A 10,414-nucleotide genomic window follows, 5' to 3' on the forward strand; every position below is an offset into this window, starting at 1 on the left:
TATAGTGACGCCATGCGTGTCTACCTCGGTGCCGACCATGCCGGATTCGAACTCAAGAACCAGATCGCAGACCACCTCCAGGCCACCGGCCACGAGGTCGTGGACTGCGGTGCCCACGAGATGGACCCCGCCGACGACTACCCGGCGTTCTGCATCGCCGCCGCGGCCAAGACCGTCGCCGACCCCGGCAGCCTGGGAATCGTCCTCGGCGGCAGCGGCAACGGCGAACAGATCGCCGCGAACAAGGTCCCCGGCGCGCGCTGCGCACTCGCCTGGAGCGTCGAGACCGCCCAGCTCGCCCGGCAGCACAACAACGCACAGCTCATCGGCATCGGCGGCCGGATGCACAGCACCGCCGAGGCGCTGGCCATCGTCGACGCGTTCCTGGCCACCCCGTGGTCGGAAGAGGCGCGGCACCAGCGGCGCATCGACATCCTCGCGGAGTACGAGCGCACCGGCGAGGCTCCCGAGGTGCCGGGGGCCCCGGCCCAGTAGGTCTCGGCCGAGTCCGTGCCCGAGGGCCACACTCTCCATCGACTGGCCCGCCGGCAGCAGCGACTGTTCGGCGGGCAGCGGGTCCGCGTCAGCAGCCCGCAGGGTCGCTTCGCCGACGGTGCGGCGATGGTGGACGGACTCACCTTCCACGCGGCCGAGGCCTGGGGCAAGCATCTCGTCCATCGTTACCGGGACGGGCGTGCCGAACGAATGGTGCACATCCACCTCGGGCTGTACGGCTCGTTCACCGAACTCGCGGTGCCCGTGCCGGAACCGGTCGGGCAGGTTCGACTCCGCATCGAGACCGAGACCGCCGGAACGGACCTTCGGGGTCCGACGGCGTGTGAGATCTACCACCCCGCCGATCTCGAGGCGTTGGTCGCCCGACTCGGTCCGGATCCGCTGCGACGCGACGCCGATCCCGACCGGGCATGGTCGGCGATCTCGCGGTCCGCGCGGCCCGTCGGCGCCCTGCTGATGGACCAGAAGGTCATCGCCGGGATCGGCAACGTGTATCGCGCCGAGATCCTCTTCCGCGCCGGCATCGATCCGATGAGACCCGGAAAGCGTGTTCTCCGAGACGACTTCGACGCTCTGTGGTCCGACCTGGTGACTCTCATGAAGATCGGCGTGCGTCGTGGACGCATCCACGTGATCCGGCCCGAAGACGATTCCGGGGCGCCGTCCTACGCCCCGAACCGTCCGCGGACCTACGTGTACCGGCGGGCGGGCGAGCCATGCCGGATCTGCGGGACACCCGTCCTGATCGCCGATCTGGAGGCCCGAAAACTGTATTGGTGCCCCGTCTGCCAGACCTGACAGGTTACTGCCCGGTCGGTGTGGATAGCCGAACCTTAGTAACATGTGCGGAGCCGTGAGGTTCTTACTCATGCGAACGGTCGGGGAGACAAGAGGGGGCAGTGTGACAATCAGCGAAAGCATCCGGTCTCATGCCGGACTGATCTCGCGGGGCGAGGTGTCCCCACTCCGAGACGTACCTTTCCACGGCGCGGCCGACGCGCCGATCACCCGTCGTGTGCTGGCCGGTGGGGATCTTTTCCCGGAGGCCGAGAAACGCGTCGTGGCACATGAGATGCGGGCCGTCTCGGCGGCTTCACGTGACTACTGCGAGCCGCACGTGCACGACTGCCCGGAGATCAACATCCTGCTGTCGCTCGACCGTCTGGTCTACGAGATCACGCTCGGGGACGAGGTCTATGAGGTCGAGGCGCCCGCGAGCATCTACATACCGGCCGGCCTGGTGCACAGCGCCAATGTGATCGAGGGCAGCGGTTTCTTCGTGGCGATCATCGAGACCGCCGACTACGTCGCCAAACCGCCACCGGCGCAAGCATCCTGATCGGTCACGGCTGCGAGGTGCGGGCCGCGGCGCCATGACACGGTCGAGGTGGGAATCTCAGGGAGCCCTCAGCGCTCCTGCGGGCGGTTCATACGTCCGGGACCCACCATGGGTGAGGTGCAGCATGTCAGAACCCCGCCACGGCCCGGCGGGGCACCGCCGATCACCGTCTTCGTGGTCGGCGGGACGGGGGAGTCGTACCCCGGTGACCCACGGACCGAGGTGTCCGGGCTCCTCACCGGAGTGGCCGACGAACTCGATGACCGCTTCGACTGTCTGTGGATCGGATACCCCGCGAGCTATGGTCCCGCCCCGCGTCCGGGCGGGATGAGTTTCGTCGAGAGCGTCGGGATCGGTGCGGGCCGACTGCGGGCGGCCATCCGCGCCACGGCAGGACCGGTCGCGCTGGTGGGTTACTCGCAGGGGGCCGTGGTCATCCGATCCGCGGTCGCCGATCTGGCGACCGGGGACGCCGAGACTGCATCCGACCTGGACCGGGTACTCGGTGTCGGGCTGGTCGCCGACCCGCACCAGCCGCCGGGCGTGGTGCCCGGTTGCGACGGGTGGGGAGTCGCCGGCCCGGGAGCGGATCTGCCGACCGGGCTGCCCGTGTACTGGGTGGGCGCGTCCCAGGACGTGATCTGCAACGCCGACGCGGACTCGCTTGTCCGCGACGTCGCCGACCTCACCGGCTCGATGACGCTGGCCGGGCTCGGCCGATGGGGGAGAAGTGCGTGGGATGTGTTGCGCGCCAACGACTTGCAGAACGCACGGCGGACGTCGGTCCGGCCGGCGCAGTGGCGGCGCGACCCCGGGCGGATGCTGGCGGCGTGGCGCGAGGTCAGATGCTACCTCCCGTCGCGCATCCGGGTAGGTGGTGTGTGGCTGACCAACGCCGTGGGTGGCCGGCACACGTCGTATCGGAGCGACCCCTATCGGCGGACCTCGGTCACCGATCCGGCGTCCACCGGTTGTCAGGTCATCGCCCAGTGGCTTCAGGTCCAGGCGACGTTCGCCGACCCGACCGCCACCTGGTCACACGACAGAGGGCCGGTCACCTGACGGTGACCGGCCCTCGTCGTCTGCTCGAGACTAGGTGTTCTGGTACTTCCCACCGATGGTGTTGCGCACCACGATCGGGGTGTTGCGGGGAACGTTGTCGTAGACCCACTTGGCGTGATCGTTGGTGACGTTGATGCAGCCGTGGCTCACGTTGCTGCGGCCCTGCTGATTGACCGACCAGGGGGCGCCGTGGATGAAGATGCCGTCCCACGACATCCGGGTCGCGTACTCGACGTAGGTGCGGTAGCCCTCGGCGGAGTCGACCGGGACGCCGTACGTGGACGAGTCCATGTACATGTCGCGGTACTTCTCCTTGGTGTAGTAGACGCCGTTCGAGGTGGGGTTCTTGTCCGAACCCATCGAGATCGGCATCGTCCGGACGACCTTGCCGTTGTGCCACCAGGTGATGGTGTGGGTGTTGTCGTCGGCCAGGGCGATGTAACCGGTCTCGGTCTTGACGTTCGGGATGACCGGCCCGGCCGGCTTCTCCTCGGTCGTCGACGGCGGCGGCTGCGGAGCTTCGGGGGTGGTCGGCGCCGGCGGGGTCGGCAGACCGGGGACCGCGGGGATCTCGACCGGCGGCAGGCCGGGTATCACGGTGACCGGGACGGCGTTGGCGACGCCGGGAAGTGCGAGGGCCATGGCCAGGACGCCGAAGACGACAGCCGTGAGTCGTCGAGCCGAACGGCGGCGCGAGGCGCGCGGGGTCGGCAGGTGAGAGTTCAACACAGGTCGTACCTTCGGTTCGATGGTTCTTTCGCGCATCGGCCTGAGCGCGGAACCATCGTTACACAACCGTTGCCTTGGGTCCAAGGAGCGGGCCACGCCGAATGACGCCGCCATCGCGAACCCTCAGTACGACGTGGCAAAACCCGAGGTAGCGTCGTTGTCGACACCGCGTGTGACGGTCGTCACATTTAAGGTCGCGCATGCGCAGCGGGTTCCGGCATGGGACTCATTGTGGCCGTCGGGCCCGCGCATCCAACAGGATCGTTTGTCCCACTGGGGACTGCTCGCTCGGGCACCGTGTTGCCGCTCAGGCGGGTTGTGGATGTTCGGTGCGAAGGTGTTGCGCAGGTTGCGAACACGCCTCGTCTCGGCAGACGAGCATCACGTCGACGCGACCGATACCGGCCTCGGACTCGGTCACGTCTCGGCGGACGTACAGGGGTGCGCCGCAGGATCCGCACCGGCGTTGGGTTTTCGTGTGGCTGGAGGACATGGGTCAACGGTACGCCTGGTGTGGCGTGGATCACAGGACGAGTCCGGACCGGCGGGATGTGGTCCGGTCGGGTGACTTGGGCGGGGATCTGTGACATCGCCGACCCGAATTGCATGTGGTTCGCAGACAGCGGAGGAACGTGAGGGAAACGCCAGGTGAACGGGCGTTGTCACAGGAAGGGAGTGCCTTCATCCATCCGCAGCCTCTCCTCCCGGGGAGGCCGTCCTCGAGAGGTCCGACGATGTTCCGACTCGCAGCAACCCTGACACTGTCCGCCGCCGCTTTCCTCGGCGGTGCGGCACTGGCCGACGCCGAGCCATGCAAGATGGCCGTCGGCAACGGCCAGTTCGCGCCCTGTCCACCACCGATCGTCTCGACCGGCCCCGGCGATTCGTCGGCACCCGGGCACCCGGAGGAGGAGGCGACTCCCGAGATCGTCTACGAGTACACGCCCCTGCCGTTGCCGTGGAACAAGCCGCCGGAGCCGCCCAACTAGGCGCCCGGAGTAGCCCGGACCGACGAAAAAGGCTCGGAGACAATGTCTCCGAGCAGGTGGAGCGGGTGACGGGAATCGAACCCGCGTAGCTAGTTTGGAAGACTAGGGCTCTACCATTGAGCTACACCCGCGTTGCTCGCGGTGACCGTCGAGATCCCGGCGTCGCGTGCGATGAGTGACTGTACCGGCAGCGGCGCCGGAACCGAAATCGGGGTGGATGCGACGAGGTGGCATCCGACGGACGACCATCGGTTCCGGCGTCGCCGCGGCACCCGTGCGCGGGCCCGGCCGCGGTGGCACGTACTATCTCTTGTTGGCCCTGATGCGCGGTCGCCCTCCGGGGTTTCCTCGCGTGTTCGGACCCCGGGATGTGGCGCAGCTTGGTAGCGCATCCGCTTTGGGAGCGGAGGGTCGCAGGTTCAAATCCTGTCATCCCGACTTGATCGATGTGGCCCGACCGGTCACCCGGTGCACGGCCCGCGAACGACCGAACTTCCACCACCGTAGATATAAGGAGTATTCAGGCGTGAAGAGCACTGTCGAGCAACTCACCCCGACCCGGGTCAAGCTCAACGTCGAGGTCCCGTTCGAGGAGCTGTCGGCAGACTTCGACCGGGCCTACCGGTCGTTGGCCCAGCAGATCCGGATCCCCGGATTCCGTCCGGGCAAGGCGCCCGCGAAGCTGATCGAGGCCCGTGTCGGCCGCGATTCGATCCTCGCGCAGGTCGTGAACGACGCCATCCCGGCCAAGTACTCCGAGGCCGTCGCCGAGACCGAGACCAAGGCCATCGGTCAGCCCGAGATCGACCTGTCCGAGCTGAAGTACGGCGAGTCGGTCACCTTCACGGCCGAGGTCGACGTCCGTCCCGAGATCACCCTGCCCGACTACTCGACCCTGTCGGTCGAGGTCGACGCGATCGAGGTCGACGAGGCCGCGGTCGACGAGCAGCTCGAAGGCCTGCGCGCCCGCTTCGGCACCCTCAAGGGCGTCGAGCGCGGCGTGGAGAACGGCGACTTCGTGTCGATCGACCTGGCCGCGACCGTCGACGGCGAGGCCGTCGAGGAGGCAACCACCGAGGGGTTGTCCCATGAGGTCGGCTCCGGCCAGCTCATCGACGGACTCGACGAGGCGCTCATCGGCCTGAAGGCCGGCGAGGACAAAGAGTTCACGACCAAGCTCGTCGCCGGCGATCACGCGGGCGAGGAGGCCCTCGTGAAGGTGACCGTGCAGTCGGTCAAGGAGCGCGAGCTGCCCGAGGTCGACGATGAGTTCGCCCAGATGGCCAGCGAGTTCGACACCGTCGAGGAGCTGCGCGCCAGCCTCGCCGAGCGGGTCGAGCAGTCCGCGAAGCTGGAGCAGGCCAACAAGATCCGCGACGCGGTGCTCGACAAGCTCCTCGAGACCGTCGAGATCCCGCTGCCGGAGAAGGTCGTCGACGAAGAGGTCGAGGGTCAGCAGCACCAGGTCATCCACGCGCTCGGACACGACGACGAGCAGGTCGCCAAATTCCTCGAGGCGCAGGGTAAGACCCGCGAGGAGTGGGATGCCGAGTCCCGTGCCGAGGCGGAGAAGTCGGTCAAGCAGCAGCTGCTGCTCGACGCGATCGCCGATCAGCAGGACACCGAGGTCAGCCAGGACGAGCTGACCCAGCAGATCATCTTCACCGCCCAGCGCTACGGCATGCAGCCGCAGGAGTTCATCCAGCAGCTGACGCAGGCCAACCAGGTCGGCGCCGTCTACGCCGACGTCCGGCGCGGCAAGTCGCTGGCGAGCATCGTCAGCGACGTGACCGTCACCGACACCAAGGGCGCCACCGTCGACACCGCCGAGTACTTCGGCGGCAATGACGACGCCGACGAGTCCGCTGCGGACGAGTCCGACTCCGACAACTGATCGGGCTCCCGCGGTCCAGCACAGCCGCACTTTTCTCCGCGATCGCCGGTCCTCGAAGTACGAGGGCCGGCGATCGCCGTCGGTCCACCATCACACACGGGCCGTTCACGGTGCCGAAGGCCGTTCTGCTCTCAGCGAAGAGGCGTGTCCTCGGGAGTGTCCGCGGGTGTCGATTGGTTAGTGTCGGTGAGGACGTCATCAGAGAAGCATTCGATGTGCGTGCGCGTCACCCGCGGGTGACGCGCAGGTCATGACAACAAGGCAAAGGTAGGAACCCGTGAGTGAGCCGACCATCCACACACCCACGATGAGTTCGGGTGTGGCTGGGTTGAACCTGACCGATTCGGTGTTCGAGCGTCTGCTGCGCGAGCGCATCATCTTCCTGGGCACCCAGGTCGACGACGACATCGCGAACCGGCTGTGCGCGCAGATCCTGCTGCTCTCGGCCGAGGACCCGCAGAAGGACATCCACCTCTACATCAATTCGCCCGGTGGATCGGTGACCGCCGGAATGGCGATCTTCGACACCATGCAGCTCGCAGAATGCGACGTCGCGACCTACGCGATGGGTATGGCGGCGTCGATGGGCCAGTTCCTGCTCGCCGCCGGCGCCAAGGGCAAGCGACATGCACTGCCGCACGCGCGCATCATGATGCATCAGCCGTCCGCCGGCATCGGTGGTACCGCCGCCGACATCGCCATCCAGGCAGAGCAATTCGCGCTCACCAAGAAGGAGATGAACCGGCTCAACGCCGAGTTCAGCGGTCAGCCGCTCGAGAAGATCGAGGCCGACGCCGACCGCGACAAGTGGTTCACCGCGGAAGAGGCCAAGGAGTACGGCTTCGTCGACAAGGTGATCGCGCGCCCGGGTCGGTGAGACCCCGGTCCGACGACCGCTCCCGTACCCACCGCCGAGCCACCTCTACCCAATGGAGCAACAGATGACCAACTCCCTTTCCTTCGACGGCATGCCCGCCGAGGTCGCCGCCGGCATCCCCGCGTCGGCCCTGGCGCTGAAGAACATCGAAGCGCGGTACATCCTGCCGTCGTTCATCGAGCACACCCCGAACGGCCAGCGACAGTACGACCCGTACGCGAAGCTGTTCGAAGAGCGGATCGTGTTCGTCGGCACGCCGATCGACCAGGTCGTGTCCAACGACGTCATGGCGCAGCTGCTCGTCCTCGAATCGCAGGACCCCGACCGCGACATCACCATGTACATCAACTCGCCCGGTGGCAGCGTGCCCGACATGCTCGCCATCTACGACACGATGCAGTACGTGCACTGTGACATCGTGACCGTCTGCCTCGGTGAGGCGGCCTCGGCGGCGGCGATCCTTCTCGCCGGCGGAACCCCGGGCAAGCGTGCGGCGTTGCCGAACGCCACGGTCCTGATCCACCAGCCGCGCACCGGCGGCGCCTACCAGGGTCAGGTCTCCGACCTCGAGATCCAGGCCGCCGAGATCGAGCGCATCCGCGATCGCCTCGACGAGATCCTGGCCAGCCACACCGGTCAGGACAAGGAGAAGATCCGCAAGGACACCGACCGCGACAACATCCTGACCGCGGCCGCGGCCAAGGAGTACGGCATCGTCGACGAGGTCTTCGAGTACCGCAAGAAGTCGATGAAGAAGTAGTCCTGGCCAAGAAGTAGTTGTGGCAGTGCAGAAGTCCCGGTGATTTTCTGCCGCGACATTTGGCCTTATCGGTCGAAGTTCGAGCGACACGCGGGTACCGTCGGGTTACTGGGCATTCGAGTGTCGATCAAATGACCCATGCCCGGCTGCGTGCGACGCGACGGACCAGACACGACAGTCCGGCAACGAGGAAGTAGGTACAGCGCGAGATGGCACGAATCGGAGACGGCGGCGACCTGCTCAAGTGCTCTTTTTGCGGCAAGAGCCAGAAGCAGGTGAAGAAGCTCATCGCCGGCCCCGGCGTGTACATCTGCGATGAGTGCATCGACCTGTGCAACGAGATCATCGAAGAGGAACTGGCCGAGAACGGCGACGTCAAGCTCGACGAGCTGCCGAAGCCGACCGAGATCCGTGACTTCCTCGAGAAGTACGTCATCGGCCAGGACACGGCGAAGCGGACGCTCGCGGTGGCGGTCTACAACCACTACAAGCGCATCCAGGCGGGCGAGAAGAAGGACGCCCGGACGGGTGAGACCGTCGAGCTGATGAAGTCGAACATCCTGATGCTCGGCCCCACCGGATGCGGCAAGACGTACCTGGCGCAGACCCTCGCGAAGATGCTCAACGTGCCGTTCGCGATCGCCGACGCAACCGCGCTGACCGAGGCCGGATATGTCGGCGAGGACGTCGAGAACATCCTGCTCAAGCTGATCCAGGCCGCCGACTACGACGTCAAGCGTGCCGAGACCGGCATCATCTACATCGACGAGGTCGACAAGATCGCCCGCAAGAGCGAGAACCCGTCGATCACGCGCGATGTGTCCGGTGAGGGAGTCCAGCAGGCGCTGCTGAAGATCCTGGAGGGCACGCAGGCGTCGGTGCCGCCGCAGGGTGGACGCAAGCATCCGCATCAGGAGTTCATCCAGATCGACACGACGAACGTGCTGTTCATCGTGGCCGGCGCGTTCGCCGGTCTGGAGAAGATCGTGTCCGAGCGGATCGGCAAGCGCGGTCTCGGCTTCGGCAACGAAGTGGCGAGCAAGGACGAGGTGGACACCTCGGATCAGTTCGCCGACGTCATGCCGGAGGACCTGATCAAGTTCGGGCTGATCCCGGAGTTCATCGGCCGTCTGCCGGTCGTCGCGTCGGTGACGAACCTGGACAAGGACTCGCTGGTGAGCATCCTGTCGGAGCCGAAGAACGCGCTGGTGAAGCAGTACACCCGGCTGTTCGACATGGACAATGTCGAGCTGGAGTTCACCAAGGACGCCCTCGAGGCGGTCGCCGATCAAGCCATCCACCGCGGGACCGGTGCCCGCGGCCTGCGGGCCATCATGGAAGAGGTCCTGCTGCCGGTGATGTACGACATCCCGAGCCGCGACGACGTCGAGAAGGTCGTCGTGACCGGGGAGACCGTCCGCGACAACGTCCTCCCGACAATCGTGCCCCGCAAGGCTTCCAGCGACGAGCGTCGCGACAAGAGCGCCTGACGATCACGATCATCTGACGACGAGAAGCCCCGCCCGGCGCTCCGGGCGGGGCTTTCTCTTGTCCATCTCGCCCCGCGGCGGTGCCGCATCGAGCACACTGAGCGATGTGACTCAACACGGATCGGATACCTCGGTGCTCGCCGGCCTGGTGCTGGCGGGCGGACGTTCGCGACGGATGGGCAGCGACAAGGCCGCGCTCGACTGGGACGGTGAACCCATGCTCGCGCGAGTGGTGCGGGTGGTGTCCCAGCGCTGCGATCCGGTCCTGGTCGTCGCGGGCGAGACGTCTGCGGCATTCCGCGGCGTCGACGACATCCGCGACCGGGCGGCGCCGGGGATCGATTCGTCGAAGGTGCACTGGGTGACCGACGAGCAGGAGGGGACGGGTCCGCTCGGCGGGCTCGTCGCAGGCCTGTCCGCGGCGGCTGCCGCGGGTGCCGAGTTCGCGTTCGTCTGTGCCACGGACATGCCGCTGATCGCGCCGGAGCTGGTCGACGAGCTGCGGCTGGGGCTGACCGACTCGACGCAGGCGGTCATCGCCCACGACGCCCAGCGGGATCATCCGATGGCGGGGATCTACCGCACGGATGCCGCGGCGATGATCGCGGATGTCGTCGCCGGCGGTGAACGGCGCATGCTGGGCGCGATCGAGGCGCTCAACACCCATCGGGTGGGGATCTCCGATCCGGACTGGCTGGTCAACGTCAACGCGCCCGAGGACCTGCACAGACTGCGGGTCTCCGCGGGTTAGCACGAAG

12 protein-coding genes and 2 tRNA genes are annotated in these 10,414 nt (G+C 66.8%); 11 read left to right on the plus strand and 3 right to left on the minus strand.

The window, feature by feature from the left end; all coding sequences use genetic code 11:
• Nucleotides 1–12 precede the first annotated feature (12 nt).
• From FFS52_RS07475 to FFS52_RS07490, 4 genes are all read left to right on the plus strand, one after another.
• Complete coding sequence (locus FFS52_RS07475; protein WP_137809326.1) at nucleotides 13–495, plus strand: ribose-5-phosphate isomerase; 483 nt, start codon at nucleotides 13–15, stop codon at nucleotides 493–495.
• A gap of 15 nt (nucleotides 496–510) precedes the next feature.
• Entirely contained in the window at nucleotides 511–1,314 is an 804-nt protein-coding gene (locus tag FFS52_RS07480; protein WP_137809327.1) for a DNA-formamidopyrimidine glycosylase family protein, read from the plus strand.
• A 103-nt stretch (nucleotides 1,315–1,417) separates the two neighbouring features.
• Nucleotides 1,418–1,855: a homocitrate synthase gene (locus FFS52_RS07485; RefSeq protein ID WP_078113594.1), complete on the plus strand. Its 438-nt coding sequence runs from the start codon at nucleotides 1,418–1,420 to the stop codon at nucleotides 1,853–1,855.
• 108 nt (nucleotides 1,856–1,963) lie between these two features.
• The gene (locus FFS52_RS07490; RefSeq protein ID WP_137809328.1) at nucleotides 1,964–2,917 is read left to right on the plus strand and encodes a PE-PPE domain-containing protein; all 954 of its coding nucleotides are present in this window, start codon (nucleotides 1,964–1,966) and stop codon (nucleotides 2,915–2,917) included.
• A gap of 30 nt (nucleotides 2,918–2,947) precedes the next feature.
• On the opposite strand, the gene FFS52_RS07495 is transcribed toward FFS52_RS07490, so the two are convergent.
• Together FFS52_RS07495 and FFS52_RS24095 are read right to left on the minus strand one after the other, a co-directional pair.
• Nucleotides 2,948–3,646, minus strand: coding sequence for a L,D-transpeptidase (locus FFS52_RS07495; RefSeq protein WP_137809329.1), 699 nt, complete (start codon nucleotides 3,644–3,646; stop codon nucleotides 2,948–2,950).
• Between the two features lie 307 nt (nucleotides 3,647–3,953).
• The gene (locus FFS52_RS24095) at nucleotides 3,954–4,139 is read right to left on the minus strand and encodes a hypothetical protein (protein ID WP_058250048.1); all 186 of its coding nucleotides are present in this window, start codon (nucleotides 4,137–4,139) and stop codon (nucleotides 3,954–3,956) included.
• A 241-nt stretch (nucleotides 4,140–4,380) separates the two neighbouring features.
• Between FFS52_RS24095 and FFS52_RS07505 the strand changes: the two genes are divergently transcribed.
• Entirely contained in the window at nucleotides 4,381–4,635 is a 255-nt protein-coding gene (locus tag FFS52_RS07505; protein ID WP_137809330.1) for a hypothetical protein, read from the plus strand.
• Nucleotides 4,636–4,692: 57 nt separating this feature from the next.
• On the opposite strand, the gene FFS52_RS07510 is transcribed toward FFS52_RS07505, so the two are convergent.
• Nucleotides 4,693–4,766 (minus strand) — tRNA-Gly (locus tag FFS52_RS07510).
• A gap of 233 nt (nucleotides 4,767–4,999) precedes the next feature.
• Between FFS52_RS07510 and FFS52_RS07515 the strand changes: the two genes are divergently transcribed.
• From FFS52_RS07515 to FFS52_RS07540, 6 genes are all read left to right on the plus strand, one after another.
• Nucleotides 5,000–5,073: transfer RNA gene (locus tag FFS52_RS07515), tRNA-Pro, on the plus strand.
• A gap of 88 nt (nucleotides 5,074–5,161) precedes the next feature.
• The gene (gene tig, locus FFS52_RS07520; RefSeq protein ID WP_171011576.1) at nucleotides 5,162–6,529 is read left to right on the plus strand and encodes a trigger factor; all 1,368 of its coding nucleotides are present in this window, start codon (nucleotides 5,162–5,164) and stop codon (nucleotides 6,527–6,529) included.
• Nucleotides 6,530–6,806: 277 nt separating this feature from the next.
• Complete coding sequence (locus FFS52_RS07525; protein WP_078113597.1) at nucleotides 6,807–7,406, plus strand: ATP-dependent Clp protease proteolytic subunit; 600 nt, start codon at nucleotides 6,807–6,809, stop codon at nucleotides 7,404–7,406.
• A gap of 64 nt (nucleotides 7,407–7,470) precedes the next feature.
• A complete protein-coding gene (locus FFS52_RS07530; protein WP_058250292.1) occupies nucleotides 7,471–8,166 on the plus strand; it encodes an ATP-dependent Clp protease proteolytic subunit in 696 nt (231 codons plus the stop codon).
• Between the two features lie 209 nt (nucleotides 8,167–8,375).
• Nucleotides 8,376–9,656, plus strand: coding sequence for an ATP-dependent Clp protease ATP-binding subunit ClpX (clpX, locus tag FFS52_RS07535; protein WP_058250051.1), 1,281 nt, complete (start codon nucleotides 8,376–8,378; stop codon nucleotides 9,654–9,656).
• A gap of 106 nt (nucleotides 9,657–9,762) precedes the next feature.
• Nucleotides 9,763–10,407, plus strand: a complete 645-nt coding sequence (locus FFS52_RS07540) for a molybdenum cofactor guanylyltransferase (RefSeq protein ID WP_283205434.1) — start codon at nucleotides 9,763–9,765, stop codon at nucleotides 10,405–10,407.
• The last annotated feature ends 7 nt before the right edge of the window (nucleotides 10,408–10,414 follow it).

Origin of the sequence: Gordonia sp. ALPHA1B1 (assembly GCF_005502615.1) — a bacterium.
Taxonomy (GTDB): domain Bacteria; phylum Actinomycetota; class Actinomycetes; order Mycobacteriales; family Mycobacteriaceae; genus Gordonia; species Gordonia hongkongensis.